Below are 26,381 nucleotides of genomic sequence, written 5' to 3' on the forward strand. Positions count from 1 at the left end.
GCCGGGCATCCCTGAGGTCAGCCGGTCCTAGTGCTCCGTGTTAATGGTTTGTTTGCGTTTCATCTTGCCTAGGAGGTACTCCGCTGATTTGGTCCAGGTGAATGGTTTGGCGTCCTGGTTGTAGTTCTCGATGTAGCGTTGCATGGTTTGTTCCAGGTCTTTGACGGAGCTGAATGTGCCACGTTTGAGGCATTGGCGGGTGATGATCCCGAAGAAGATCTCCACCATGTTCAGCCAGGAACAGCTGGTCGGGGTGAAGTGGAGGGTGACCCGCGGATTGGCGTCCAGCCAGTCCAAGACGTTCTGGTGTTTATGGGTCGCGTAGTTGTCGCAGATGACATGCAGCTCGATCCCGGGGTGGGCGTCCGCTACGCGGCCCAGGAAATCGACGAACTCGATGTTGGTGTGCTTTGGGTAGAAGGCGTTCGCGCTGAGTTTGCCCGTGAGGACCTCCAGAGCGGCGAATAGGGTCGTGGTGCCGTTGCGCTTGTAGTCATGGGTCTGCTGCAGCGGGTGCGTCGGAGACAACGGCTGATCCGGGCCGGTACGGGACAATGCCTGGATTTGGGTCTTCTCATCGACACTGACCACCACCGCGTTTTCCGGCGGAGACATATACAGGCCCACCACGTCCCGGAGCTTGAACTCCAGGGCGGGATCGGTGGAGAACTTGAAGGTCTCGATCCGGTGCGGCTGGATTTTCCAACGACGCCAAATCCGGGCCACAGAGGAAAAGGAGACTCCGTGGCGTTCGGCCATGATGCGGGCGGACCAGTGCGAGATCCCCAATTCGGCCGGCGGTTTCCCGTCATTGGTCAGGGTGTCCGCGATCAAGGCAAGTTCATCGATTTCTCGCTCCCGGCCCGGACGCTGGACATCGGACAGGGCCTCGATCCCGCCCTCGGCATAGCGGTTGCGCCACTTCAAAACCGTGGGCGCTGAAAACCCCGTGATCTGCTCGATCTGGATATTCGGCATCCCGGCGGAAGCCAACAAAACTGTGCGTGCCCGCAACGCTAACGTCGCCGAGGAAGAATTCCCACGCGTCAGCACTTCCAAGGCGCCCCGGTCCCCGTCACGCAATTCCAAAGCCCTCGCCAGATAAACCATGGATCAAGTCTGACAAAGATCAGACACAAAGGAACCAACGACACGCTACACTAGAGACAGTCAGCGACGGGAATCCGGCCGCCGGAAACGGCTGGTATTACCTCAATGCCACTTTCGACAGGACCAATCAGCAACTGCGTCTGTCCGTGACGAAGGACCTTCTTGTCACCACCTGGATCGTGGCCACCACTTCCGCGAACCACCCCGCGGCAAGCGGAGCAAGTCCCGCCATCTTGGGTTCCGGGAACCCTGCGATACCGCACCGTTCATCGGCCAGATCGTCAGCCCGGTCATCGCCCAAGGGGTCCTCACCCCACAGCAGTTCCAGAACGCAGGAACCGCCTTCACGCCCACGAGCATGGGAATCCTCAAATGACCCAACCTAAGGCATCCCCCTTTAACGGTCTCCGGGTTGGGCTTGCGGTGCTCGCAGTCACGCTGGGTGCCACAACACTTCCCGTCCTTCCTGCTCCTGCGCCTGCTACGCCTACCGCAAGCACGGACACCGAGCCGGCCTCACATCGACGCCAAAGTTGAGACTAATGATTGTTTGAAGGGCCGCTTCCTTCTGTGCGGATCAGATGAAGGGCCATCACCTCCGCCTACAACCCGCCTGGCTGTCGGCACGGTTTCCCGCTGGGAAAAAGTAGTCAGGTGGGCTCGATGACGGTGTGAAGTCTTGTAGTGTCTGGAACCTGCAACCGCCTCCCACCTCAACATTTACAAAAGAGACGTAACGACGAGACGGGTTGTCTCATGAATGATTCACGGTAGTTCGACGCGCTTCTAGCAGCTATTGCTTCGACGCGCGGTTGGCGCGCAGCACCACTGGTTGGGCCCCCGTTAGCAGTCCGGCTGCTCGGGGACCCAACCACAGGCTCGGGTGGTGCTGCGGCTCGCCCTGGAACTGGCGGTGCGGCACGAGGTCCTTCCACGCAACCCGATGGACCACGTTGGCCGCCTGCGCCGCGAGCCGCACGTCCCGGATGCGCTCATGGCCCCCGAGGTGAACGTGATCCGTGCCGCGATCACCCAATGAGAGAGCGCCGCCGACCACATCTCCGGCCCGAAGCCCGACGGCCAGCTCGGCGCGATCATCGGGGTGATGCTCGGCACCTCGGCCCGGATCGGAGAGGTACTGGCCATCCGCCGCCGCATCATCGACATCACCAGCCCCGTGCCCTCCATACGCATCGTCGGCACCATCATTAGTCGAAACGGCGAGCAGACCTTCCGGCAGGACCACTCCAAAACTGCCAGGTCCACCCGCGTTGTTGCCATCCCCACCTTCACCGCCGACGCGGTCCGCCGGCGGCTCGCCAAGGTCGGGAGTCTGGGCCTGGATGCATTGCTGTTCCAGTCGAGGGACGGCACGCCGCTGACGACCGCGAACGTGCGCCGACAATTGCGTCACGTGCTCGGGGAGCGGGGATCGACGGTGTGACCCCGCACATGTTCCGCCGCACGGTCGCGACCGCGGTCAACACCAACGCCAGCATCGAACTCGCCGCAGAACTGCTCGGCCACATGGACACGAAGATCACGGCGCAGCACTACATCCAGCGCAGCGAGCTGGTTAACCCGGCCACTGCCGCGCGACTCGACCGAGCGTTCGCGAAGGATGAAGATTGAACGAGGTGCTGCCACGGTGGCGGCACCGCGATCAGGGATGTTGCCGCAACCTGTGAAACGAGGTCGTCACTGCAGGAGTGGGCTGGCTGAGAACTGTAAGTAGCTTCCTTTGTACACCGAAGTTTGAGCCTGCGGAATCGTCACTTTGGGCTGCCATGGGCGAGCTGGGAGCACTCACTCACGATGCGTGCGGAATAGGATTTCGCCTTGGACAGCAGGGAGACCGGCAAGAGCGACGTCCAGAGACCGGCCACGGGACGTTACGGCGCCAGACGACGCCGCCCGGACACTGACGGAAAGCGGTGACAGGCCGGTCGGCGACAAGCCGATCTTCGCCTACATCGCCGGCCTCCCGCAGCCGCAGCGCGGCATCGTCGAAGCAGGCGATGCTCTGGCGGCCAAGACGCTGCCCGACCTCCAGCGCTCCGTGAAGTGGGGCATGGCGTACTACGGCGTCGGCGACGGGTGGTGCTTCAGTTGCGGCGGTTTCGCTGGCCACGTCAAGCTCATGTTCATCAATGGCGCGGCGCTCGAACGCGACCTCAGAATTGTTCTTTTTGGAGTCACGCTCAATGTTTTCGTAGCCGGATAGACGACCATGCGGCCGTGGCGATGCACACGGCGGCGCACCCGAGCAGGAGCGAAGGGTAGGGGACGATGGGGTTGAGGGCGGCGAGGGCGGCGGGCAGGAGGAAGCCTGCGTATGTCATGCCGTAGAAAACGGCGGTGGAGCCGGCGAGGTCGTCTGCGGATGAGAGTGCTTGGACGCTGCTGAGGCCGGCGACCATCGCCAACCCGTATCCGATGCCGAAGAAGGGGGCGGCCGCCAGTACCGGCCAGATCGCTCCCATGGGGATGGTTGTGCTGAGGACAATCGCGCCGATAGCGGCGATGACCACTGCGGCACTCATCGCGTGCCCGTGAAGAGCGCGAATGAGGGGGCGGGAGAACAACTGCGTGAGAGTTCCGACGCCGAGTACGAGGACCGTCACAAGGGTCGCGAACGCTACCTGTTGGTCGCCGAGCTGGTCGGCGACGAGGCTGGGGCCGACGGCGAAGGCGAGCACTGGGGCGGCGAAGACCCAGGGAGCGAGCGGGGCGATCACTCCCCAGAACTTCTTGCGAGCGGCTTTGGGGATGCGTAGGTCTCCGCGTAACGAGGTCACGCGGGGGTCGAAGGCCCTAGTTTCTGCTGCTTTGAGAAGGAGCGGGGTTGCGGCAAGGCTGGCAATGATGTGCACGCCGTACGGGACCAAGGTCGGGGCGGGTCCCCATTGGGCCAAGATCCCGGCAATGCCCGCTCCGCCGCCGAACCCCACGCTCAGCGCAAGTGATGCTCGCCTCGCCCCCAGATCGGGGCGTCCTTCGATGGTCGAGAGTTCCTTGATCCAGCTGCTGCCGGCGACCATTCCTGCTGCCACGCTGAGCCCGCCGATGACCCTGCCGGCGCACATGCCAATCGCGGTGCTGCTGGCAAAAGCCAGAATCAGGCTGCCCAGGATGCCCAGGAGCATGCCGGCCAGCAGGACGGGCTTGCGCCCGTATCGATCCGACCAGGGGCCTGCCAGCGCGAAACCGGGAACGATCCCGACGATGTAGAACGCCAGAAACAGGGCGACTTCGACGGACGAGTACCCGTAGAAGCCGCGATAGAACAGCAGGAGTGGCACGAACTGGTTCCCGCCCCATGCCGCCGCGATGACTGCGGACGCGACATACAGCCAGCCGCGTGCTGGTTGTCGTGAGTTCGCTGACCGCACGGGTCGATTCCGTCCGTTGGTGCAACTCGAAGCCCCGAAGGCTAGTGCAGTGGCGAGTATGGGGCGACGGTGAGGAACTGCGATTCCTGACCGACGAGTAGGGGGCCGTCCTCCTCGGACGCCGTCTTCACCGTGATCCATGCTGGATCAGCTTTGAACTTCTTCCACCGCTCGTCGGCGTCCTCTCAGGACTCGAAGGCAAGCAGGTCGACCAGCGGATCGCCGTCGGCGGTGGGTAGGAACAGGGCGACGAGTTCCATGCCCATCCGGGTGAAGATCCGCGTCGTGTGGTCTTTGAAACGGCGTGCGAAGGCGCCTATTTTTCCGGGGGCGGGATGGTCGGTCCGTAGTTCAAAGATTCTTGGTGCTGACATGCTCTGCTCCTCATCGATGCGTCGTTGTTGACTCGATGGGAATCGCAAAGCGGGGCGGCCTCGCGAAGAGATCGCCCCGCTTCACCACATCAATTTTCTCAGGCGAGCTGTGCGACCAGCTTGAGGACCTCGTTGGCGGCTTCCTCAGCGGAGGCCGGGTTCTGGCCGGTCACGAGATTGCCGTCGACGACGACGTGCGAGCCCCAGGCGGGACCGGCGACGAAGTCCGCGCCGTACTCGCGCAGGCGGGACTCGAGCAGCCAGGGTGCGCGGTCGGCGAAGCCGGCCTGGTCCTCTTCCTCGTCGAGGAACGCGGTGATGCGGCGGCCCTTGAACAGCCACTCGCCGTCGCGCGTCGCGGAAGAGAAGCTGGCGGGTCCGTGGCACAGGGAGGCGACGACCTTGCTGGAGTCATCGAGGGTCTCGGCGTAGATCCGGGCGATGTCGTCGTTGGTGGCGAGGTCTTCCATCGGGCCGTGGCCGCCGGGAACGAAGATCACGTCGTAGTCGGCCGAGTTGACGCTCTCCAGCGGGATGGCGGCGGTGAGGTTGTCCTTGGAGGAGTTGAGGTAGGCGCGCAGCTCGGCGACCTTCGCCTCGTCGTTGTTGTTCATGGCGACGGCGAGGCTGAGCTCGTCGCCGGTCGGGGTCACGCCGCCGGGGGTGGCGATCGTGATGTCGAAGCCGGCCTCACGGAAGATCCGATCCGGCACAGCGAACTCCTCGACCCAGAAGCCGGTGGGGTGCTTTTCTCCGCCCTTGAGGTTCCAGATTGTGACACCGGTTAGGGCGATGAGAACTTTGGTCATGACGCTTCCTATCTTAGGAGATGATCGGTCAACTACCGACATCTCAATCTATAGTTGACCGGTCATACAATGTCAACGTGAGCGAACAAGAATCACTCCCCGGACAGAAGATCACCCCCGCACGCAGGCCCTTCGGTGTCGGCGTTGTCGGAGGCTCAACCGTGGTCATCGACTACGCGGGAGCCCGGTTCGTCACCGATCCGACCTTCGACCCGCCGGGCGTCCATGGCGTGATGGAGCGGATCGTGGCGCCCGCGATCCCGCTGGAGGACCTAGGCTCTGTCGATGTCGTGCTTTTGAGTCATGACGAACACAGTGACAATTTCGACTCCTCGGGCCGCGCGCTGGCGATGACAACGAAGGCGATCGTTACCGGGATGGGTGCCGCGAGACGCCTGGGTGCTCCTGCTGTCGGGCTGACGGCCGGCGAGTCCGTGTACTTCTCCACAGATGACCAGTCAGTGCCGGTCGAGATCACGGCAGTTGAGGCAGTGCACGGTCCCCTCGATGGGGCACAGGATGCGACTGGCAACGTGAACGCAGAGGTGATCGGCTTTGTCTTGCGCACCCCAGGGCAGCCCACGGTCTACATCAGTGGCGACAACGCTTCAATGGCACCTCTTGCCGCGATTACGTCCCGGTTCCCGCAGATCGACGTCGCCATCCTCTTCACGGGAGCCGCGCGTCTGCCGAGTAAGAACGACGGGCGCCCACTGACCCTGACATCGCAGCGCGCCGCTGACGCCGCCGTGTTCATAGGTGCGCCTCATGTCGTGCCCGCGCACTACCAGGGGTGGTCGATGTACAGCGAGAACGCTGACGACATCGTGCGCGCCTTCGACGAAGCAGGCATCAAGCAGAGACTGCACATGAAGCCGGCAGGAACCTGGACGCTCTGAGCGCCGCGACAGCTGCGGGAGCCTACGCCCGAGTAGCTCGAGTCGGTTCTCCCAGGCGCAGAAGGCTCATGCTGTTCTCCCAGAGCTGATCCAGCTGGGTCGGATCGTTGAAGAGCTTCGCAAACAGGACCAGACCTTCAAGCTGGGCGACGATCGACTTCGCCGTCTCCCTCGCGTTCCCGGAAAGTACCTGGGCGTCATCCATCGCTTCTTGCACGGCGCGCTCGACCATGTCGATCTGCTCGTCGAAGATGCCCTGCAGTCGCTCCCGAATCGGGTCATCCTGCCTGCTCATCTCCAACGCGAGGTTGCCGAACAGGCAACCCATTACCGAGCCGGCGCCCGCCAGCGAGGCGACCTGGATGTCGGCAGTGAGGCCGAACAGGTCACGGAGGCGCTCTAGAAGCGGAGCCTTCGCGTCGAAGATCTTGGCCCACTCGGTGCCCTGCCAGACCCAGTGTTCTTCGATCACAGCAAGGGCTAGTGCCTGCTTGGACTGGAAGTGGTAGTAGAAGCTGCCCTTCTGCACGTCGGCGGTCGCGCAAATCTCGGCAATCCCGATCGAGCTGAACGACCGCTGACTGAGCAGGGCCGAGGCAGCCGCAAGCAGTCGCTCTCGTCCATCTGATGTTCTTTCCATGGTGACATCGTACGACCGGTCAACTATAAAGAGGAATCAGTAGTTAGCCGAACGTCAGCCCACTGGTCGCATTCCTTACGTCATCTACTTCTGTTGGCTGCAGGGTCATCCTCCGGGTGCTGAGGAAGGTCGCGATCCGGCGGACGGCTTCCTTGATGTCCTCGGTGGTGGGCAGGATGACGAAGCGAAAGTGATCGGGTTGGTTCCAGTTGAATGCGGTGCCGTGGGATACGAGGATCTTTTGCTCCTCTAGCAGGTCCAGGACGAACTGCTCGTCGCTGGTGAAGCAGTACATGGCCGGATCGAGGCGGACGAAGAGATACATGGCGCCGGCGGCCTGCACGCAACTCACCCCTGGGATGGCGGTGAGCAGTTCGTGGGCGAGGTCGCGTTGCTCGCGGAGCCGCCCACCAGGCCGGATCAGGTCCTCGATGCTCTGGTACCCGCCGAGGGAAGTCTGGATGGCATGCTGGGCAGGGACGTTGGGGCAGAGCCGGAGCGAAACGAGTAGTTCCAGGGTCTCGCGGTAGGCCTGGGTCGCGACCCGGGGGCCTGTGATCGCCACCCATCCGGCTCTGTATCCGGGCATCCGGTACGCCTTTGAAAGACCGCTGAAGGTCAGCACGCAGACGTCGTCGGCGATGGCAGCGGTGTGGATGTGCGGTACGTCGTCGTAGATGATCTTTTCGTAAATTTCGTCGGAGAAGAGCACCAAGTCGTGTTGCCGTGCCAGTTCCACGAACTCCTCGATGATCCGCCGCGGGTAGACGGAACCGGTGGGGTTGTTCGGGTTGATGATGACGAGTCCACGGGTGCGCTCGGTGATTTTGGCTCGTACGTCGTCTATGTCGGGCCACCAGTTCTCGGACTCGTCGCACAAATAGTGGACGGGCGTCCCACCGCTGAGGGTGACGGACGCCGTCCACAGAGGGTAGTCGGGGGTGGGGATGAGTATCTCGTCGCCGTTCTCGAGGAAGGCCTGCAGCGTCATGGAGATCATCTCGCTGACGCCGTTGCCGATGAAGATGTCCTCGACGCCGATCTGCATCAGCCCGCGCGTCTGGTAGTACTGCGAGATCGCGGTGCGGGCCGAGAAGATGCCCTTGCTGTCGCTGTATCCCTGGGCCCCGCGGAGGTGATGGATCATGTCGACGACGATCGACTCCGGGGCTTCCAGTCCGAACGGCGCGGGGTCGCCGAGGTTCATCTTGAGAACGCGGTGCCCTTCGGCTTCCATCTTCCTCGCAGCGTGGGCGATCGGTCCTCGGAGCTCGTATCGAACGTTATTGACCTTGCTCGAGTACTGCATGGGTCGCATCGTTTTATCTTCCTGTCGCATATTTCGGTATCGAGCCGTGGCCTCGATCATGCATCCAGCACAGTTGTGCAGACCACCCTCAAATTGCGTCGGGCTACTCCACGCCCAAGCCTCAAGCCCAAGGACTAAGGCAGGTGAAAAGCCCTGTCTTAGTTCACGTGTCCACGAACATGGTTCACGCTCACCTGGCGTTGATGTCTGGCCAACTCGAGCAAGCACTGAGGTCAGTCTAGGGGAACAAATCCGCCTGACCGGAGAACCGGGGACATGGACTCCGCCCTCGAAGGAGCAGTACGCAGTGGACGTGGCTTAGGTGGTGCGCGTGTCGCGCAGGGCAAGTGTGCTGGTGACGCGGCGGACGGTGGAGATGAGTCCGTCGACGTCGCTCGAGGTGGTGGTGAAGGAAGTGACGAAGCGGACCACTCCGGGTTCCAAGCGGTCGTGGTAGAACTGGTAGCCCCCGCTGAGCAGGGCGCCGATGACGTGTTGTGGGAGCTGACAGAACAGGATGTTCGCTTCGATCAGCCGGTTTTTTTACGCGATTGCCGGCGGGCCCGGAGCCAGAGCCGGTAGGGGCGGTTGCGGGTTCGGTTCGCTTGTACGAATTAGGGCGTCTGAGCGTTGAAGTGTCTCGGGTGACAGCCGGTGGCTTTAGATCGAGCCAAGTGCGGTTAGGGCTTGGCGTAGCCGGTCGGGGTGCTCAAGTTCAGGGAAGTGACCAGCGCCCTCATAGGCCACGACACGACCGTGTGGCAGGTAGGGCAAAAGGGACTCGGGATCGCTGCGTCGGTGACTGCGGTCGGCTCGGCCCCAGAGAAGCCTGACCGGCTGCGTAACTACTGGCAGCACAGGGGCGGGACGGGCAAACCATGCCTGGGTGAGCGAGGCCAAGCAGAAGACTGCCCCGGAGCGCAGCGCTGTCGTTACCGGTTCAACGAACGGCTCACTGGATTGTCCGGGAGGAAGGGCGGTCTGGTACCACCGATCGGCCACCCAGCTAGGAACAACAGCCATGAGCACCTGCCCAATCAGCGGTGTCCGGATAATCCCGGTTGAGTCAATTCGTCGGGCCCAGGCCACCTCTTGGCTCCATTCAGGGATCTGTGCCAGCACTAGTCCTTCGACCAGGTCGGCACGACGTGCTGCAACCCGCAGCGCGACGTAGCCCCACACGCATGGGAACGCCAACGTAACCCTGGTCAGGTTCAGGTTCTCGAGCAATTGCTCAGTGACGGACTCGTACTCCGGCAGGGTAAAGCCGAAGCCGCGGCTCGGGCGAGAGAACCCGAACCCAGGCAGTTCCCCGCACACGACCCGATGCGTCGGGGCGAGCAGCTCGACCACGGCGTCGTAGTGCTCGATGACGTTCGGCGGGTCGCAGACCAGTAGCAGGACCGGACCGGTACCGCCGCTGTCGCGTACCCGGACCAGACCTGCATCAGTCGGGACGAAACGGATCCCGGGCCGGGTGGCCGCGGCACGCACGGCTCTGCTTGTCCCAAACCGCATTCGTGCAGTGTCGACCGATGAGGCATGCATGCATCCATGCTACTGGGTGCGATGGTACGCCCTGGACCCAAGCAGGCGGGAGGGCAGCTGACGGCCCTTCTCTGGGAGCAGTGTAGCGGAACCCAGAACGAGCTCTGTGACTGTCCGAACGGAGGGAGTCAACCAGCTCCTGGTCACCGTCGGAGACAATCCGGACCGGCTTGAAAATGGGTGATGTGCTTAACCCGGCAAGATCTCACAAGACACGAAGCACTTCCACGTTGTCCCGTTCACGTCGTGTGAGTGCGCGGAGAACTGCCGCTTCTCCGTGCCTTTCACGAGCTGCCCCGATGCGAAGATCGGTAGCCGCGGTTATGGCTGATTCCTGCTGACGGGCGGTGAAAAGGATCCGGCTTGGACGTGGAACACGCAAGCCGGAGCCCCCTCAAGAGCCTGCGCTCGGGTGGGTGCAGACCACTCGGATCGTCAGCTGATGCGGCGCTCTGAGCATGGGGCAGCCGTCCTTCACCTGGCACCCATGCACGTGATGCTTACGGGGAATTAGCGTTCAAGGTCATCCGCTGACTCAGAGGTTGGTGACGAACGGTGCGGAGTGCAGGTGCCGTCCTGGCTTCACGCTGTGGGGAGCGGCGACTGCGTGGGGGCGCGAGGACCCCGGGGTATGGCCCGTCCATCGTTTGAAGGCGCGGGAAAAGGCGGCAGGTTCAGAGAATCCGACGAGATACGCCGTCTCGTTGACCGAGGTCTTTTGACCATTTAGGTAGTGCAGGGCGAGGTTATGGCGCAGCTCGTCGAGCACCACCTGGAAGGTGACCCCTTCCTCCCGCAGTCTGCGGTAGAGGGTCTGGCGACTGAGCGCCATCTTCTCGGCGATCAGCTCCATAGACGCATCGCCCGTGTGCAGGATCGGCATGAGCAGACTCTCAACCCGCCCACGTGTCGACTTGGACCCCTCCAAGGTCTGCAGCAGGCGCTCCGCATGCTCGCTTAGAATGCCGAAGGCGAAGCGCGGTTGCACCGCGATCCGTTCTGTAAGCCGAGCCTCCTCGACTCGCATGGCGTTCCAGTTGCTCTCGAACGTCGTCGGGACCTCGAAGAACTGCTCGTACTCCGCCTGGTAGCCCGGGGCGCTGTGCGTGACGTGAACCTCTCTGACCAGGGGGGTGTCCCAAAAGGAGCGCGTCAGCCGCATGAACCTGCCGAAGGTGACTTCGGTGAGCTCCGGGAAGTCGTTGGGGTGCGGCCGCGTGTCCACCAGCCACAACTGCGCGTTGCGCCGTTGCCACTGGAATCGATCAGTGGTCCCCACATCCACATCGAGGACGAGTTGCCCGTAGCGGTTGGCCTGCACGATCGCGTCCCGGACGGTCTCGCACGTATGGAAGATGAGGCCGACAATCGAGAACTCCTGCATATGCACGGTCCGGCCGAACTCGAGGGCGAGAGCCGGATCTCCGGTCAGCTCTTTGCTCGCCCGCATGAGGTCGAAGTACTCCGACATCAATACACGGCTGTCCCTGTCGCGTAATCGCTCGCGCGGAATGCCGGAGCGCAGGTGAAGTGCTTCACGGCTCGCGCCTTTGCGCACAGCGAGCTCGATCAGGCTCGCCGCGTTCCCAGCTGAGACGGTGGCTTCAGACATGGGACAGGCTGAGATTGTCTCGTTTGATCAGGTTTCTGTCTCCTGGGGTCATGGGCCGCTCCCGCTCTGGGTGCGACTCTACTAGTGGAGGAGCCGAACCGAAAGGACATGTCGGGGTATCGATCCCTGACCAGCCCCCCAACGACTATCACCCACGCGGCTGCCGAAACTCCGACCGCAGAACGAGGAGCAAGCCCATGTTGACCAGCCAGACCCCGCCCGTTCCCAAGGATAAACGCGCCGATCATTATCACCTGCCCGCGTATCGGATGAACCTCATGCGATTCGGCTATCTCGTGATGGGCGTCGGGCTCGTGATCGTGCGGTGGCCCGACCTGTTGAAAGCGTCCTCGCTGCCGCCGATGGAAGGAGTTGTCGTTTCCATGCTGGTCGCCATGTCCCTCCTGGCGTTCCTCGGGCTCTGGCGGCCCATCGCGATGCTGCCGATTCTCCTGTTCGAGGTCGCCTGGAAGCTGATTTGGCTCGGCACCGTCGCGGTGCCCCATCTGCTTGCGGACGACATGGACGCGCACACCGAAAGGCTTTTAGGAGGCATCCTGTTGGTTGCTCTCATCGTCGCAATTACTCCGTGGGACTACGTGTGGAAGCGCTACGTGACAGCGCCCGGTGACCGCTGGCGGCGAGGCCCCTGAGATTGGCGCTACCTGCAACACCTTCCGATCTCCGTACGACTTCAACCCTAGGAAGTGGGAGCGCTATGCCCAGCAAGACATTCCTGGTGAATCCCACGACGACGGAAACCAAACGGAGACAATCCGCGTGGTTTGTGCCAACCGGGTTGATCCTTCTCAGCCTCTTCCCCGTCGTGGGCGGCGGGGTGCGTCTCACCGAACTGACGGGTGGTGCGGAGATCACACCGCAGAACGAGCGGTTCTTTGAATCGCCTGTCCCGATTTTTCTTCACATCGTCAGCGTCAGTGTGTACTCCTTGCTCGGCGCGTTTCAGTTCGTTCCCTCGCTTCGAGGTCGCGCCTGGCACCGGATCGCCGGGCGAGTCCTCGTGCCCACCGGTTTGCTGGCAGCCTTCTCCGGCCTGTGGTTGGCATACGCATACTTCCTGGCAATTGACGGTGCCGTTCTGCTTGTCGTGCGGTTGATCATCGGCTTGTCAATGGTGGTGAGCATCGTCCTCGGGTTGTTCTACGTGCTGAGAATGCGGGACTTCCTTCGGCACAGCGCCTGGATGACGCGTGCTTATGCAATAGGTGCAGCCGCCGGCACTGAGGCCCTCCTGATCATCGGACCCGAAATTCTCTCAAACCCACCGGATAACACAGCGCAGATCATTTTCACCGCCTCGGCTTGGGTTATCAACCTCGGTGTCGCCGAGTACGTGATCCACCGTCGGGTTCGGCGCGGCAGCCATCCGGGCCTCTCCGCCTGAATAGCCGGTGGCACCCAATCGCGATGACTGTTACTTTGCGGGGTGTGAAGGTCAGGGCCTTGGCCAGCACCGCCTCGGGGGCGTCCACCCGGGACCAGTCGTGAGCCGATAAACCTCCAGCAGGGGCGTCGGTCGGCGCAGGAGCGGTAGGGCGTGTGCCCTGCCGCTCCTGTCCTCTGCGTGGGCTTCTCCGAAGGTCTCCACCGCCTGATCCGCCTCCACTGTCGCAGCCCCGGGCGGGGCTTCGGATGTTGCCTCGTCGGTGATGAGTTATTCCACCTCGCCGAGGCTGGAGCCCCATGCGGCGGGCTGGGTCAGGTGGTGCCGGGAGGTCGCCTCCGGTGAGCGCCACGTCTGGCGGGTCATGCGCTTGTCGAATCCGGCAAGGACCATGGCGGGCGTTGATTTCATAGCCTCCGGTGGGCGACTGATCATTCGCACGGGGTCCCTCGATGCGCCGTGGCCTCCCCTGTTCGGGGGTGGAGGGCGGTGATGAGGACCTCCGGGGCGTGGCGGAACCGGATGGTTCCGCGCAGCCCGGAGGTCCTCCTTTAGTTTAGGCCCGGCGTGTCACCCTTGGCCTGGCCCGGTCCGGTCAGCAGCCCTCAGGGCCGCAGGCGGGACCATCGGCGGATGGAACCACGGACACCAGGGGGTGTGATTCCTGCCAGGCTTGGTCCAGGGCCTGGCGGAAGGTCTCGGTCGGCTGTGCACCGGAGATTCCGTACTTGCGGTCGATGACGTAGAAGGGCACACCGGAGATTCCGAGGGTGCGGGCTTCCTCGATGTCACGGCGGACGTCATCGGAGAACCGGTCCCCGGCGACGGTTTCGCGGATCTCTTCCTCGCTGATGCCGGTGCCGGTGCCGGTGCCGATGGAGATGAGGACGTCCACGTTGGAGGTGTCCAGTCCCTGCTCGAAGTGCGCCGACAGGACAGCTTCCTTGGCAGCGTCTCCGTGTCCGTGGGACCGGGCCAGGTGGAGGAAGCGGTGGGCGGTGAAGCTGTTGCCGACAACGGCGCGGTCGAGGTCGAAGTTCAATCCCTCGCCCTTGGCCTGCGCCAGGAGGGTCTCCCACATCTGCCTTACCTGCTCCGGAGAGATGCCCTTGCGCTTGGCGAGGTACTGCTCGTAGGTGCCGTCGTAGTGGGTGGGAAGGCTGGGATCGAGCTGGTAGCTCTTCCATATGACTTCCACGCTCTCGCGGTGGGGGAAGTCCGCGAGGGCCTTCTCGAAACGGCGTTTGCCCACGTAACACCAAGGGCATTTCACATCGGACCAGATCTCAATTGTTGTCATAGCGCTCAGCATACACTCGCATTGACAACCATCGATATGTGTCTTCATACTCGGTAGCACGGACCGCAGCCGGCAGCTCTTGAACGCTCCGGCTCATGAGATCCGACACCGCCACCCGGCACCGCCACCACATAGCATCGCCGTCACACGACCACGGCACACCTGCTGAACCTGCTCTTCACCGGCACAATCGAGGACCCGAGGGGCACCTACATGAGGGACATTCACAGCGGACGAATCATTCCCGCAGGCTCCGGCCCCGCCGGATACACCTGGGGATCCATGCCACCGGGCCGCCCCCGGCACCGCGGGTCATCACCGGCGGTGCCCCGGCGAACACGTCGCAGGCCGGGAACACCCGGCTTCCTCAACGGTGCCCGGGACCGTCAATGAAGAACCGCCGCCGGCATGCGGCACGCTTCGGCCCGGTTTTCGAGGGCCAATACGCTCCCGCCGACGCGCTCCCGGGGAAAACCAGGGCCGCCGCTCCCGAGGGGAACACCCATCAGGCACCGGGCGCGGTCCCCGCTCCCGAGTCAGCAGACGGGGAACCCGGTCTGCCCGATGGGAGGCACCAGGGCGTCGGCATGGGTGGCGGCTCCGTCCTGGACGAAGCGCTGTTTCCTGCGCGCTTCGCCGACACGGTAACCGTCGTCGGCCGCGGCCTGCCGCTGCCGGCGTCGACGATACCGGCGGATGGGAGTACCACTGGAAGCACCGGGCAGGGTCGTGGGTGCGGCGGGGCGGGTGGAGAGCTGCGAACCGACGCTGCCGGTGCTCCCGTAAGCCGGGCCGGCAGCCCTGGTGAGGCTGGGGTGGGCCTGTGAGCGGTATTGATCGGGACCGACCCCGTGGAGGGCTGGCGGCCATGTGCGTCGCGCAGACGACGAGCTGGGGCCTGCTCTATTACTCGTTGCCGGTGGCCCTTGTTCCGATTGGCGCGGACACGGGGTGGTCTGTTGCCGCGATGACGGCCGCGTTCTCCGCGGGCCTGATCGTTTCCGCGATTGTCGGCGTGCGGGTGGGACGCGCCCTTGACCGCACCGGGCCGAGGCTGCTCATGAGCACCGGCAGCGTCATCGGCGTCGTGGCGTTGCTTCTGGTGGGCGGTGCCCCCAATTTTGCGGTGTTCGCGGCCGCGTGGCTGGTGGCGGGATTCGCCCAGGCTGCTGTGTTCTATCAGCCGGCGTTCGTGGTCATTACCCGCTGGTACGGTCCGGACCGGGTGCGCGCATTGACGGTTCTGACCTTAGTGGCTGGGTTTGCGTCAACGATCTTCGCCCCGGTCACCGCCGCCCTGGTCGATGGTCTGGGATGGCGCGGCGCCTATGTTGTTCTGGCCGGGATCCTGGCTGTGGTCACGATTCCGCTGCACTGGTTTTTCCTCAACGCCCGCTGGTCCCCAGCGACGGTTTCCCCGGCCAGCACGGAGCCGCCCCAGCACGCCCGGACGGTGTCCGGAAGCTGGCCGTTCCGGTTCCTTCAAACCACGATGGCCCTGTCGACGCTTGCCCTATATGCGGTGACGTTCAATTTGATTGCACTGTTCCTCGAGCGCGGGGTGAGTTACCAGAGTGCGGCGGTGGCCTTCGGTCTTATCGGGGTCGGCCAGGTGATCGGCAGGGTCGCCTATTCCGCCCTGCCCTTGAGCACCACCGCCGTGCAGCGGACCGTAGTTCTTGCAGCGGGCGGGGCTGGATGCGTGTGGGCACTGGCCTTGGTTCCGGGTCCGCCGGCCCTGCTGGTCGTTGTGGCTGTGGTGGCAGGGATGGTGCGCGGGTGCAACACGCTCCTGCAGGCCACGGCGGTGTCAGACCGGTGGGGAACACGGAACTTCGGTGCCCTGCAGGGCGCCTTTGCGGCCCCGGTGACCGCGGTCGGAGCGCTGGCTCCGGCCGCGGGCCCCGCCCTGGCATCCGTGCTCGGGGGCTACCCCGTCATGGCGATGGTGATGGCCGTGCTCGCCACGGTCAGTGTCATCACCGCTGCCCGCACCGGGGCAACCATGGGCCGCTCCGGTCAGTAAGTGGCGGGAGGCAGGAACAGCGGCTGAAGGGGGCGAAAGTACGGGCTGGACCCCGCGGAGCGCCGGGGCCGGCGGGCAGAGGCGGCTGTGCCCTACCGGGTTTCGGTGAGGACGCCGGCGAGGAAGTCCAGGGCTCCGGGCACAACGGAATAGTACGCCCAGACGCCGCGCTTCTCGCGGCGAAGGATACCCGCGTCGACGAGGATCTTCAGGTGGTGGGACACCGTCGGCTGCCCCAGGTCCAGCGGTTCGGTCAGGTCGCACACACAGGCTTCGTGTGCGGTGCTGGAGGAGATCAGGGATACCAGGCGCAGCCGGTGGGGGTCAGCGATTGCCTTGAACTGTTTGGCCAGCTCCTCGGCCCGGCCTGGCGTCAGCGCAGGAGACCCGGACGCCACGCAGCAGCGGGCCTCTTCGAGCTCGCCATTCTGGGCAGGACCCGTCGCTTCGTTCGCTGCCAGGTCCGCTGGTCCGGACTGAGGGATCGTTGTCATGTATCCAGCATACTCGGCATTGACAACCATCGATATGTTGCTGAATACTCAATATCGAAGTTGATCGATATATGGGTATGGCATGGGCCCGGCGATCAATTTCTCTCCATCCATGCGCCTCCCCGGTCCGCCGGCATCGGGCGATGAACAAAGGATCTTTATGAGCATCGAGGCGACTTCCCCTACTGCACCCGGCACGGCCTTCGGGGCCAAAAGGACCACCGGGGAGACGAGTCCGTCGACCCTGCCGGTCGCGGTCATCGGGGCCGGGCCGACCGGTCTCGCAGCTGCAGCGAACCTTCTCGAGCGCGGCCTGACCCCGATCGTTTTTGAGCAGGGCGAGAGCGTCGGCGCCGCGATCCGGCAGTGGGCGCACATCCGCTTGTTCTCGCCCTGGCAGTACAACATCGATCCCGTGTCACGCCGTCTGCTCGAACCGACCGGCTGGACCGAACCCAGCCAGGATACGCTGCCCTACGGCGGCGAGCTCGTCGCGTCCTACCTCGAGCCCCTTGCCGCCGTTCCGGCCATCGCCAAGGCCCTGCACTTTAACAGCACTGTCACGGCGGTCACCCGCTCGGGCATGGACAAAACACGGACCAAGAACCGCGACACCCAGCCATTCCTGGTCCGCGTGACCGGCCCCGGGGGGACCGTGGATCACCTCGTGCGCGCGGTCATCGACGCGTCCGGCACCTGGAGCCAGCCCAATCCCCTTGGACAGGCGGGACTGCTGGCACCGGGCGAAGACGCGGTATCCGGTTTCATTACGACGGCTCTGCCCGATGTTGTTGGAACGGAACGTGAGCGTTTCGCCGGCAAGACGGTCATGGTCGTCGGTGCCGGCCACTCCGCCGTCAATACATTGATCAACCTTGGCGTTGTCGCCCAGACCGGGCCCGGCACCCGCATTCTGTGGGCGGTCCGCAGCGGCGGATCAACGCAGCGCCTTTATGGCGGCGGGGACCTCGATGGCCTGCCCGCCCGCGGCGCCCTTGGCAGCCGCTTGCGGACCCTGGTCGCCGATGGCGTGGTCGAACTTGTCACAAACTTCACCATTACATCCCTCGCGCGGAACGAGTCCCGCCTTTCCGTGGGAGCGTCGACGCCGGACGGCGCCCGCACGATCGAGGTTGACGTCCTCGTGCCGGCCACCGGGTTCCGGCCGAACCTGGACATGCTGCGCGAGCTGCGCCTGGAACTGGATCCTGCGGTCGAAGCACCGCGCGCTCTGGGCCCACTGATCGACCCGGAGTTTCATTCCTGTGGAACGGTTCCGGCCCACGGCGCGGACATCCTGGCGCACCCCGAGAAGGATTTCTACCTGGTCGGGATGAAGTCCTACGGTCGGGCCCCTACCTTCCTGCTGGCCACCGGGTATGAGCAGGTCCGGTCGGTCACCGCGGCGATTGCCGGTGACACCGAAGCCGCATCCCGCCTGCAGCTTCAGCTGCCCGAGACAGGGGCCTGCCGGACCGACCTTGGCAGCTCCGGCGACACCCCGCCGGCGGCGGTAGCGGACAGCGGCGCTGCAGGAGGGTCGGGCTGCGGGCCCGCCACTGCGGGCCCTGCGAACGGTGCCGCTGCCGCCGGCTGCTGCTCGGCTCCGCAGCTGATCACGGTCGGCTTCCCAACCGGAACGGCTCACGGCCGTTCCGGTGATCCTGACTACTGATCGGGCCCACCGGGCACCTTTGAATAGACCATGTCCGGGGACGTTCCGGCGCCACTGCCGGATACGGACAGTGAAGCAGGGCCGCCGCCATGAGGGTGATCGAGGCCGCCCAACAGGAGGAAACCCTACGGTGACAAAGAATCGTGATCTCAGCCGGCATCGCGGAGTGAATCCGGCGCCTTCCCTCGTCCTCCCATTGATGACTGAGGGTTGGCGGTGCCGGTAGGGCGCCGCGGCCATGCTGGCGATGGGCGGGAGAGTGATTCTACTGTGGTGCCTGGTCCTGCGCGGCGATGGCTTCGATTTCGACCCTTGCTCCGCGGGGAAGTTCTGCCACAGCGACGGTGGTGCGCGCTGGATACGGGGATTCGAAGACTTCCGCGTAGATGTCGTTGACTGCCGCGAAGTCGGCCATCGATATCAGATACACGTTGACCTTGATGACATCGGCCGGTGTCCGGTGCGCAGCGGTGAGGACTGCTTCCAGGTTGGCGAATACCTGGCGGGTCTGCTTCTTGATGTCACCGTCAACGAGCTGCCCGGTCCGGGGATCGATCGGGGTCTGTCCGGAAAGATAGAGCAGTCCCGCACCCGGCGCGGTGGCGGCGTGCGAATATGGCCCGATCGCGTCGGGGGCGTTCGCCGCATCGATGGTTCTCCGGGACATGCCGAAACCGTACCATTCCGCGCCGCTTCCGAGGGCGGAGCCCCCTTATAAGGGTGGATGCCACGGGTGAGCGGATCGATCCACTCCGGGTGGATGGTGGGTGAGGCTGCCGAATAGCGGCACCGGCCTTAGGCCGGATAACCCTGGGGTTCATGGCGTGGTCCGCGTTTGCTTCAGCACGGAGCGTCATGGAAGCACTTCGTGGACCTGAGGTGGTGTGTAGTCGAGGAAGGTTCCCCGGCTGTACGCGGCGGTAGCTCGGCCGCGTTGACGGCGATGATCGTGTTGAAGCGGCTGTTGTGGAACCGGTCTGTGTACCGCTGGATGAGCTGGCGGGCAGCGGGAGGTGGACCTGATGCCCCTTCATGCCCGCAGTGTGCATGGAGGTTTTCCGCGTGTCCGGTGGGCTGGTCGGACCCAGGGAAGGCATCGAGTGGGGCGGGCTTTTGCTCAGGGAGGCTCACGGTGTTGCCGGTGGAGGGGCTGTCTGCGGCGCGGTGCCCGTGGTTATTGTTCATGCCGGCCTCCATTGATCAGCGTTTTCGGTCGGCGCCGGTGTTCTGGCCGGCTGTGAGCCGGCGGATGAGGGTTTCGGCCTGATCGATGACGACGGGCAGGTCCTCGCTGGAGCGCGGGCAGGAGAACAGGGAACCCTGAAGGTGTTCACAGCCCAGTTCCAGCAGGTGCCGTGCTTGGGAGGTGTTATCGATTCCTTCGGCCGTGATGTGCAGTCCAAGGTTGCGGCCCAGCTGGACCATCGAGGTGAGGATCGGCAGGGTCCCGGAGTCGGAGTGCAGTTGGGACACGAAGGAGCGATCGATCTTGATGGAATCCACGGGCAGCCCCTGCAGTTGCCCAAGGGAGGAATAGCCTGTTCCGAAATTGTCCAGCGCCACCCTGGTTCCGTGCCCGCGTAATAGCCCGAGTTGTCCGGTGATCTGAGGCGAGGCCTCCATGAACGCATTCTCACTTACCTCCAGCACCACCTGGCGGGGACTGATCTGGCAGGCGGCAAGGATGGCGAGAATCTCGGAGGCGAAGTCCTGCTCGCGGAGTTGAACGGTCGAGACCTTCACCGCCAAGGACCTCCGGGCGGACCCGCTGAGCCATGGGCGCAGCTGGGAACATGCCGCGGTCAGCACTTCCCGGCCGATCCGGTTGATAAGCCCGCCGCTCTCGGCGGTGGCGATGAATTCGCTCAGTTCCACCAGTCCGGCGGGTCTCCTCCAGTAAACCAGGGCCTCCACCTGAGTGACATCCCGGTCCGCGGCCGATACCACCGGCTGAAAGTGCAGCACGAGTTCATCGCGCTCGACCGCCTTGCGGAGTCCGGCTTCCAGTTCGGTGTGTGCCAGCAGGGCTTCCATCATGCTCGGATGGAAGCGCATGTACCGGTTCTTGCCGTCTCTCTTGGCCGCGTACATGGCGACATCGGCGCGCCGAAGAAGGTCCGGCGCCTGTGCCGGGTGGCCTTCGGCACCCGCCAGACCGAGGCTTACGCTGGGCTGGAACTCGCGGCCATCCAGCAGGAAGGGCCGGTTTACGGATGACAGGATCCGAGCGGCGACGGCTTCGGGATCCTCGCTGTCCACCAGAAGGGCGACAAACTCATCGCCACCGAGCCGTGCAACCGTATCGGTGGCTCGTACGCACTGGGTGAGCCGGTTGCCGATCTCCACGAGCATCTGGTCCCCTGCATGGTGCCCGAGGATGTCGTTGACCTCCTTGAAGTCGTCAAGGTCCAGCAGAAGCACGTCCACCGAACGGTTCCCCGGTGCGCTGAGGGCATCCGTGAGGCGGTCCTGGAACCGGAAGCGGTTGGCGAGACCGGTCAGGGAGTCCCGGAACGCCAGGGTGCGAAGCTCCTCGGTCTGTCCGGCCAGATCGGCCAGTGCCTTGCGTGCCTGCTCTTCGGCGCGGCGCCGGGGAGTGGCGTCGCGGAAACTCCAGACCCGGCCCACGACCTGACCGTCGACGCGTTGGGGCTTGGAATACCGCTCAAAGGTCCGTCCGTCCAGGAACTCGAGCGTGTCGTGGCTCTCGGCGGAGGGGTCCGCATACAGCTCCTCGACCTTGGCCACGAAAGCTCCGGGATCGATCAGCTGCCCCAGGACGAATCCGATCACCTGCCCGTCGTCGCCGGATCCGAGAAGCCGCGCCGGTATCCCCCACATGGCAGCGAATTGTTCGTTCGATCCGGCGATCCGGCCCTCATGGCTTACCACCAGGATTCCGTCGGCGGTGGATTCCAGGGTGGCGTTCAGCAGGGACAGCGCCTCGCGCAGTTCAGCGCCGTGTCGTTGCTGTTCACTGACATTCCGCACGGACAGGACAATCTGCTCGTCCTGTCCGACGCTCAGTCTGGCGGTTCTGACTTCGACCGGAAATACCTGGCCGCCCCGGTGCCGGCCTGACACCGGCAGGGCCTTCCCGAGGAGAAGGCCCCCGGGTGCGGAGGAAGGCGGGGAATCATCCGGATCGTCCTGCCCCGGGAGCGGGGGCAGGACGATCCCGTAATGCTGTCCGACCAGAACCGATCTTTGATAGCCGAACATTTCCTCGGCGGCGGCATTGATCAGCACCACCTGTCCTTGCTGTGAAAGGGCCAGCAGTGCATCCGGGGAGCCTTCAATCAGCACCTGGTAGGAGTCGGGAGCCGGCACCGGTTGTGGTCTTCCACCCATGGTCTTTTCCATATGTCGTTCCACCAATCCAAATTCGAACGCCGGTCACCGAAAACGTCCACCGCATCGACACCGGCTTCTCACCGCACGACTTTGCCCCCTGTGACCGCCGGTTCCCCGGGATCGTGCTGTCGGCGACCAGGACTGCCGCTTCCCGCCCGGAGCTCATTATGGACGGCGGGGCGGGTGCTACTCGATTTTCGAGACGTGGTAGTGGCTGATCAGCCAGTTCCTGCCGCTCCTCTGCAGCACCACCGTCAGGTGCACCGGAAGGACCCGGCCGTCTGCGAACGTGAAGTCTACGCCGGCATAGGCCAGCACAATGTCGGGCGAGAGCCGTCGGTGTTCGAGGATCCGGAACTCGGCCCGAAGCCCGGCCGGCTGTTTGTCGTAGTAGGCAGTGATGACGGCCCGGCCGATGCCGTGTTTTTTGTCGAGTCCCTGAAAGAGCGCATTGTCTGTGAAGTGGGAGGCCACGGCCTCCGGCCGGTGGTCCGCGATCCCCTCGGACCACGAGGTGAGGACCGCGGTGGCGATACCGGATGTGTCGGTGTGGGACGGAAACTGAGGGCTTGCTTTGGTTTCAAAAACTTCCATGCTGTGTGTCCTTTGGTGGTGATGGGGACGCCTCCGGAACCTAGCTGCCGGCGCTTTGGCCACCGTCAACGTGGAGGACTTCGCCGGTGACGAAGGGGGCCTGCTCGAGGTAGAGGACTCCCTTGGCAATGTCGTCGACTGTGCCCATTCGCCCGACCGGGTGCTGGTCGGCGAGGAAATCATGGGTGCTGGGCGGGTGCATCGGGGTTTCGATGTGCCCGGGTGAGACAGCATTGACCCGGATTCCACGGCCCGCGTATTCGATGGCCAGGGATTTCGTGACCGACGACAAGCCACCCTTGGTGAGGTTGGCAAGCGCCGAGGGAACGTTGGAATTCGCATACTCGACCAAGGTGGTGGTGACGTTGACGACGTGGCCTGCACCTTGCTCAAGCATCCGGGAGATGGCGTACTGGGTTATGTGGAAGAACCCGCCGAGGTTTACCTGGACCACCCGCTCGTAATCCTCCTTCGTGTACTCGGTGAAGGGCTTGCCCACAAAGATGCCGGCATTGTTGACGAGGGTGTCGATCCGCCCGAATTTTTCGACGGCGGTCGCGATGACCTTCTGCGCCACCGCGGGATCCGAAATGTCCCCGGCGACGGTGACGAAGTCAACCTCCTCGTTTGGGGCGATGGAGCGCGAGTTGGCAACGACGGCGTAGCCGATATTGCGGAACGCGGCCGTGAGCCCTTCTCCGATGCCCTGTGATCCCCCGGTGACGACCGCGACCCTGCGATATTTCATCGTGCACAACTCTCTATAGATGATTGGTCAACTATTGATAGTCAGTTATAGCACATGCCGGCCCGCCGGGGCGGGGCAGGGCGCTGCATGGATATCCGGCCGCGGAACGCCGGCAGGAAACGCGCAGGAGGTTTTGTCGCACCGGTTCGTCCGGTCAGGGCCGTTCCCATGCTGGTGCGCCGTGGCCTAGAGGCTCTGCCGTCCGAGGGTGTCAGTTGAGCATTCCGTGGATTGCCGGGCAGGAGTCCCTTGAGCGCTGACGCTGTCCGGCACGTACTCGGCGGGCCCGCACGTGGCGGCCCCTGCGCAGGGGGCATGTCGGGTGGATCGCGGCTCGGGCGGCGGGGCAGCAACGCAGAACCGCCCGCGATCCCCTGGTGGACCTGTCGAACGGGGTGCAGCCATCAGCTGGCCGGGGCGTCCTGGATCTCCGGCCCGTCGAGGCCTCCGGTGTCAGCCTCCGGTGTCAGGCGTCGCTTGCGACGGCTGTTATGCCAAGGAGCCCTGTGATCTGCGCCCAGAGCGGGCCGAGCAGTGCGGGGTCGTTGTACAGCTTCGCGAGCAGGACGTTGCCCTCCGGCTGAGCGATGAGCGCCCTGGCATTAACGATGGTGGCTTTGTCGTCATCGAGCGGTCCGTCGAGCGTTGCCCTGCGCAGATTCTCGAAGATGAGCTGGCTCTGATCATCGAAGATTTCCCGGAGGCAATCACGCAGATCCTGCTCGGAGGTGGTGGTCTCAACAGCCAGGTTGCCGTAGAGACAGCCCACGACCGACCCCGACGAGCGTTGCCGGTCGTACTGGCCCTGAACCTGTTCCTGGATCAGCGCCTCGAGCCCCTCCAGGCCGGTTCCCCGGCCGAGGATCTCAACCCAGCGGGCGCGTTCCAAGGCCCATGTTGCCCGCAGGGTCGCCACCGTCAGCGCCTGCTTCGACTCGAAGAAGTAGTAGAAGCTTCCCTTTCGGACATCCGCCCGATCACAGATTTCCGCCACTCCGATCGCACTGTATCCGCGGTCATGCATCAGCGTGCGCGCGGCCTCCATAAGGTTTTGAGGTGCATCGCTTGTTCTGCCCATGACTCCAGTATACAACCGGTCAAGTATTGACGTCAGTTGACCAGTCATCTATGTTTGGGGAACCCAACCAACATGGAAAGAAGGACAGTCATGCATGCAGAAGCAGGCGTCACGGTAGCCGTGGCGTATCACAGTGGATATGGACATACGGAGCGTCAGGCGCAGGCGGTTGCTGAGGGCGCCCGGCAGGCGGTCGGCAGCACCGCTGTCCTGTATAACGTGGCCGAGCTCAGTGATGAGCTGTGGGAGGGTCTGGCTGAGGCCGACGCGATCATCTTCGGAACCCCCACCTACATGGGCAGTCAGTCCTCGGTCTTCCAGGCGTTTGCAGAAGCCAGCGGATCGGTGTGGGCGGCACAGGGGTGGAAAGACAAGGTCGCGGCCGGCTTCACCAACTCCGCCGGAGTCAATGGCGACAAGCTCAACGCCCTGACCTCCCTGTCGGTGCTGGCCGCACAGCACGGCATGCACTGGGTCTCCCTCGGCCTGCCTCCCGGATGGCTGTACTCCTCAGCCGGCAGCGTGGAGGATCTCAATCGCCTGGGCGGTTTCCTGGGTGCCATGGGACAGTCCCCCTCGGATGCTGGCCCGGATGTCGCACCGTCGGACGCGGATCTGCGGACCGCCGAGCACCTGGGCCGCCGTGTAGCCGAGGTCACTGTTCAGCTGCGTCATGGAGCAGCAGAACTGGTACAACAGTGAACCGACTCACCGACCTTCTAGGAATTATTCACCCCATCATTCAGGGCCCCTTTGGGGGCGGAATTTCCACGGTCGAACTCGCTGCGGCCGTATCGAATGCCGGCGGACTGGGTGCTTACGGCGCCCATATCCTTCCCGCCGGCGAGATCCGGGGCTTGGTGGAGTCGATTCGCTCCCGGACCGGGTCGCCTTTTCAGGTCAACCTGTGGGTTCCGCAGCCTGGTGAGAAGGATGTCATCGATCTCGAGCCACATATCGAGCGGTTGGCTCCTCTGTATGCCCGGCTGGGGGTCGAATGGTCCGGCGAAACTGCCGAGGCCCCGGACTTCGAGGAGCAGCTCGAAGCGCTTCTCGATGCCGCACCTCCGGTTCTCAGTTTTGTTATGGGACTTCCGCCGCAGTGGGCTATTGACCGCGCCAAGAAAGAAGGCATGCTGCTGGTCGGCACTGCCACGACTGTCGCTGAAGCGCGGGCCGTTGAAGCTGCGGGCCTGGATGCCGTCGTGGCATCGGGTAGTGATGCCGGCGGCCACCGGGGAGCGTTCCTTCGCCCGGTCCAGGAATCACTGGTGGGCACGTTCTCACTCGTACCCCAGGTGGTGGATGCTGTCCGCATACCGGTGATTGCTGCCGGCGGGATCACGGATCGACGGGGTGTTCTTGCGGCCCAGGCGCTGGGGGCGGAGGGTGTGCAGATCGGCACCGGGTTCCTTGCCACAACAGAGTCCGGCGCCAGTGATGTGCACCGGGAGAAGCTGGCCAGCCCGGATGCGGAGACGACGGTCCTGACTCGTCTGTTCTCCGGGCGGCACGCCCGGGGCATTGTTAATGCCCTCATTCGGGAGCTCGGCCCGGAGGAGAACGCAGTGCCTCATTACCCGGTGCAGAACGCCCTGATGCAGCCACTGCGACAGGCAGCAGCCCGGCTCGGCAACAGCGATTACCTCAACCTGTGGGCCGGCCAGGCAGCGCCGCTTTCGCGCGCTCAATCGGCCGCGCAGTACTTCGACTCCCTTCTGTAGGTGCGGTTGGGGACGCCCACCGGGCGTCTCCAACCGGCTCCGCTGTGGAGGGTGCGCGCTCCGGTATCCCGTGGGCAACGAGGCCGGAGGCATCGACCCCGGCAAGCTTGTTGTCGACAACTACGGCGCCCTTTGTGATCCTTGAAGGTTGTCTCGGAAAACAAAGGCGATCTCAACCGGTCAATGCACCACCTGTGATTCCGAGGGTATCGCGGGCTGGTTCGTGGTGGTGATATGGGCTTGGTAGTGGTCGTTGGAGCTGGCCCAATTCAAGACCTGCCGAGGACGAT

The 26,381-nt window shown here is 64.0% G+C and carries 30 protein-coding genes; 12 read left to right on the forward strand and 18 right to left on the reverse strand.

Going from position 1 to position 26,381, the window contains the following annotated elements:
- Positions 1 to 27: 27 nt before the first annotated feature.
- Positions 28 to 1,110, reverse strand: coding sequence for an IS630 family transposase (locus H4V95_RS10580; RefSeq protein ID WP_395939835.1), 1,083 nt, complete (start codon positions 1,108 to 1,110; stop codon positions 28 to 30).
- Positions 1,111 to 1,996: 886 nt separating this feature from the next.
- Between H4V95_RS10580 and H4V95_RS18380 the strand changes: the two genes are divergently transcribed.
- From H4V95_RS18380 to H4V95_RS10590, 4 genes are all read left to right on the forward strand, one after another.
- Complete coding sequence (locus H4V95_RS18380) at positions 1,997 to 2,149, forward strand: hypothetical protein (RefSeq protein WP_245345662.1); 153 nt, start codon at positions 1,997 to 1,999, stop codon at positions 2,147 to 2,149.
- 66 nt (positions 2,150 to 2,215) lie between these two features.
- Positions 2,216 to 2,554, forward strand: a complete 339-nt coding sequence (locus H4V95_RS18955; RefSeq protein WP_395939836.1) for a hypothetical protein — start codon at positions 2,216 to 2,218, stop codon at positions 2,552 to 2,554.
- Positions 2,551 to 2,742 carry a tyrosine-type recombinase/integrase gene (locus H4V95_RS18960; protein WP_395939837.1) on the forward strand — a complete coding sequence of 64 codons (192 nt, stop codon included), beginning with the start codon at positions 2,551 to 2,553 and terminating at the stop codon, positions 2,740 to 2,742. The genes H4V95_RS18955 and H4V95_RS18960 overlap by 4 nt, the downstream gene beginning before the upstream one ends.
- A gap of 187 nt (positions 2,743 to 2,929) precedes the next feature.
- The gene (locus H4V95_RS10590) at positions 2,930 to 3,334 is read left to right on the forward strand and encodes a DUF1801 domain-containing protein (protein ID WP_209730361.1); all 405 of its coding nucleotides are present in this window, start codon (positions 2,930 to 2,932) and stop codon (positions 3,332 to 3,334) included.
- Here the strand turns inward: H4V95_RS10590 and H4V95_RS10595 are convergent.
- The 3 genes from H4V95_RS10595 to H4V95_RS10605 form a co-directional block, all read right to left on the reverse strand.
- Complete coding sequence (locus H4V95_RS10595) at positions 3,312 to 4,502, reverse strand: MFS transporter (RefSeq protein WP_209730362.1); 1,191 nt, start codon at positions 4,500 to 4,502, stop codon at positions 3,312 to 3,314. The two genes, H4V95_RS10590 and H4V95_RS10595, sit on opposite strands and share 23 nt — an antisense overlap.
- Positions 4,503 to 4,687: 185 nt before the next feature.
- The gene (locus tag H4V95_RS10600) at positions 4,688 to 4,876 is read right to left on the reverse strand and encodes a hypothetical protein (RefSeq protein ID WP_209730364.1); all 189 of its coding nucleotides are present in this window, start codon (positions 4,874 to 4,876) and stop codon (positions 4,688 to 4,690) included.
- 98 nt (positions 4,877 to 4,974) lie between these two features.
- Positions 4,975 to 5,685: a type 1 glutamine amidotransferase domain-containing protein gene (locus H4V95_RS10605; protein ID WP_209730366.1), complete on the reverse strand. Its 711-nt coding sequence runs from the start codon at positions 5,683 to 5,685 to the stop codon at positions 4,975 to 4,977.
- Positions 5,686 to 5,762: 77 nt separating this feature from the next.
- On the opposite strand from H4V95_RS10605, the gene H4V95_RS10610 reads away from it, so the two are divergent.
- Positions 5,763 to 6,584, forward strand: a complete 822-nt coding sequence (locus H4V95_RS10610) for an MBL fold metallo-hydrolase (protein ID WP_209730368.1) — start codon at positions 5,763 to 5,765, stop codon at positions 6,582 to 6,584.
- Positions 6,585 to 6,606: 22 nt separating this feature from the next.
- Here the strand turns inward: H4V95_RS10610 and H4V95_RS10615 are convergent, their stop codons facing one another.
- The 5 genes from H4V95_RS10615 to H4V95_RS10630 form a co-directional block, all read right to left on the reverse strand.
- On the reverse strand, positions 6,607 to 7,224 hold the full coding sequence (locus H4V95_RS10615) for a TetR/AcrR family transcriptional regulator (protein ID WP_209730370.1): 618 nt from the start codon (positions 7,222 to 7,224) through the stop codon (positions 6,607 to 6,609).
- Positions 7,225 to 7,267: 43 nt separating this feature from the next.
- Positions 7,268 to 8,542 carry a pyridoxal phosphate-dependent aminotransferase gene (locus H4V95_RS10620; RefSeq protein WP_209730371.1) on the reverse strand — a complete coding sequence of 425 codons (1,275 nt, stop codon included), beginning with the start codon at positions 8,540 to 8,542 and terminating at the stop codon, positions 7,268 to 7,270.
- Between the two features lie 309 nt (positions 8,543 to 8,851).
- Positions 8,852 to 8,977 carry a hypothetical protein gene (locus tag H4V95_RS18655; protein WP_281064531.1) on the reverse strand — a complete coding sequence of 42 codons (126 nt, stop codon included), beginning with the start codon at positions 8,975 to 8,977 and terminating at the stop codon, positions 8,852 to 8,854.
- Between the two features lie 216 nt (positions 8,978 to 9,193).
- The gene (locus H4V95_RS10625; protein ID WP_209730373.1) at positions 9,194 to 10,081 is read right to left on the reverse strand and encodes an alpha/beta fold hydrolase; all 888 of its coding nucleotides are present in this window, start codon (positions 10,079 to 10,081) and stop codon (positions 9,194 to 9,196) included.
- Positions 10,082 to 10,616: 535 nt separating this feature from the next.
- Positions 10,617 to 11,693, reverse strand: coding sequence for an AraC family transcriptional regulator (locus tag H4V95_RS10630; RefSeq protein WP_209730375.1), 1,077 nt, complete (start codon positions 11,691 to 11,693; stop codon positions 10,617 to 10,619).
- A gap of 197 nt (positions 11,694 to 11,890) precedes the next feature.
- Here H4V95_RS10630 and H4V95_RS10635 point away from each other — a divergent pair, with 197 nt between their 5' ends.
- Positions 11,891 to 12,346 (forward strand): hypothetical protein, encoded by a 456-nt coding sequence (locus H4V95_RS10635; protein ID WP_209730377.1) that lies wholly within the window; start codon positions 11,891 to 11,893, stop codon positions 12,344 to 12,346.
- 65 nt (positions 12,347 to 12,411) lie between these two features.
- Positions 12,412 to 13,098 carry a DUF2306 domain-containing protein gene (locus tag H4V95_RS10640; RefSeq protein ID WP_209730379.1) on the forward strand — a complete coding sequence of 229 codons (687 nt, stop codon included), beginning with the start codon at positions 12,412 to 12,414 and terminating at the stop codon, positions 13,096 to 13,098.
- Between the two features lie 270 nt (positions 13,099 to 13,368).
- Here the strand turns inward: H4V95_RS10640 and H4V95_RS10645 are convergent, their stop codons facing one another.
- A complete protein-coding gene (locus H4V95_RS10645) occupies positions 13,369 to 13,509 on the reverse strand; it encodes a hypothetical protein (protein WP_209730381.1) in 141 nt (46 codons plus the stop codon).
- A 184-nt stretch (positions 13,510 to 13,693) separates the two neighbouring features.
- A complete protein-coding gene (locus H4V95_RS10650) occupies positions 13,694 to 14,398 on the reverse strand; it encodes a DsbA family protein (protein WP_209730383.1) in 705 nt (234 codons plus the stop codon).
- Positions 14,399 to 14,787: 389 nt separating this feature from the next.
- On the opposite strand from H4V95_RS10650, the gene H4V95_RS10655 reads away from it, so the two are divergent.
- Both H4V95_RS10655 and H4V95_RS10660 read left to right on the forward strand, forming a co-directional pair.
- The gene (locus H4V95_RS10655) at positions 14,788 to 15,225 is read left to right on the forward strand and encodes a hypothetical protein (protein ID WP_209730385.1); all 438 of its coding nucleotides are present in this window, start codon (positions 14,788 to 14,790) and stop codon (positions 15,223 to 15,225) included.
- Positions 15,222 to 16,424, forward strand: coding sequence for an MFS transporter (locus tag H4V95_RS10660; RefSeq protein WP_312884008.1), 1,203 nt, complete (start codon positions 15,222 to 15,224; stop codon positions 16,422 to 16,424). The genes H4V95_RS10655 and H4V95_RS10660 overlap by 4 nt, the downstream gene beginning before the upstream one ends.
- Positions 16,425 to 16,516: 92 nt before the next feature.
- Here H4V95_RS10660 and H4V95_RS10665 read toward each other — a convergent pair whose 3' ends face one another.
- A complete protein-coding gene (locus H4V95_RS10665; protein ID WP_209730387.1) occupies positions 16,517 to 16,918 on the reverse strand; it encodes a helix-turn-helix transcriptional regulator in 402 nt (133 codons plus the stop codon).
- A 160-nt stretch (positions 16,919 to 17,078) separates the two neighbouring features.
- Between H4V95_RS10665 and H4V95_RS10670 the strand changes: the two genes are divergently transcribed.
- Positions 17,079 to 18,593, forward strand: coding sequence for an NAD(P)-binding domain-containing protein (locus H4V95_RS10670; RefSeq protein WP_209730389.1), 1,515 nt, complete (start codon positions 17,079 to 17,081; stop codon positions 18,591 to 18,593).
- 265 nt (positions 18,594 to 18,858) lie between these two features.
- Here the strand turns inward: H4V95_RS10670 and H4V95_RS10675 are convergent, their stop codons facing one another.
- The 6 genes from H4V95_RS10675 to H4V95_RS10700 all read right to left on the reverse strand — a co-directional run bounded on the left by H4V95_RS10675 (position 18,859) and on the right by H4V95_RS10700 (position 24,367).
- Positions 18,859 to 19,260 carry a Rid family detoxifying hydrolase gene (locus H4V95_RS10675; RefSeq protein ID WP_209730392.1) on the reverse strand — a complete coding sequence of 134 codons (402 nt, stop codon included), beginning with the start codon at positions 19,258 to 19,260 and terminating at the stop codon, positions 18,859 to 18,861.
- A 173-nt stretch (positions 19,261 to 19,433) separates the two neighbouring features.
- Positions 19,434 to 19,778: a hypothetical protein gene (locus H4V95_RS10680; protein ID WP_209730394.1), complete on the reverse strand. Its 345-nt coding sequence runs from the start codon at positions 19,776 to 19,778 to the stop codon at positions 19,434 to 19,436.
- A 15-nt stretch (positions 19,779 to 19,793) separates the two neighbouring features.
- Positions 19,794 to 21,956 (reverse strand): bifunctional diguanylate cyclase/phosphodiesterase, encoded by a 2,163-nt coding sequence (locus H4V95_RS10685; protein ID WP_209730396.1) that lies wholly within the window; start codon positions 21,954 to 21,956, stop codon positions 19,794 to 19,796.
- Positions 21,957 to 22,133: 177 nt separating this feature from the next.
- Complete coding sequence (locus tag H4V95_RS10690; protein WP_209730398.1) at positions 22,134 to 22,541, reverse strand: SgcJ/EcaC family oxidoreductase; 408 nt, start codon at positions 22,539 to 22,541, stop codon at positions 22,134 to 22,136.
- Positions 22,542 to 22,581: 40 nt separating this feature from the next.
- Positions 22,582 to 23,289, reverse strand: a complete 708-nt coding sequence (locus tag H4V95_RS10695) for an SDR family NAD(P)-dependent oxidoreductase (protein ID WP_209730400.1) — start codon at positions 23,287 to 23,289, stop codon at positions 22,582 to 22,584.
- Between the two features lie 466 nt (positions 23,290 to 23,755).
- Positions 23,756 to 24,367: a TetR/AcrR family transcriptional regulator gene (locus H4V95_RS10700; protein WP_209730402.1), complete on the reverse strand. Its 612-nt coding sequence runs from the start codon at positions 24,365 to 24,367 to the stop codon at positions 23,756 to 23,758.
- A gap of 90 nt (positions 24,368 to 24,457) precedes the next feature.
- Between H4V95_RS10700 and H4V95_RS10705 the strand changes: the two genes are divergently transcribed.
- Positions 24,458 to 25,069: a flavodoxin family protein gene (locus H4V95_RS10705; protein ID WP_209730404.1), complete on the forward strand. Its 612-nt coding sequence runs from the start codon at positions 24,458 to 24,460 to the stop codon at positions 25,067 to 25,069.
- Positions 25,066 to 26,091 carry a nitronate monooxygenase gene (locus tag H4V95_RS10710; RefSeq protein WP_209730406.1) on the forward strand — a complete coding sequence of 342 codons (1,026 nt, stop codon included), beginning with the start codon at positions 25,066 to 25,068 and terminating at the stop codon, positions 26,089 to 26,091. The genes H4V95_RS10705 and H4V95_RS10710 overlap by 4 nt, the downstream gene beginning before the upstream one ends.
- Positions 26,092 to 26,381 lie beyond the last annotated feature (290 nt).

This window comes from Arthrobacter sp. CAN_C5, assembly GCF_017875735.1.
In the GTDB taxonomy this organism is placed as follows: domain Bacteria; phylum Actinomycetota; class Actinomycetes; order Actinomycetales; family Micrococcaceae; genus Arthrobacter_D.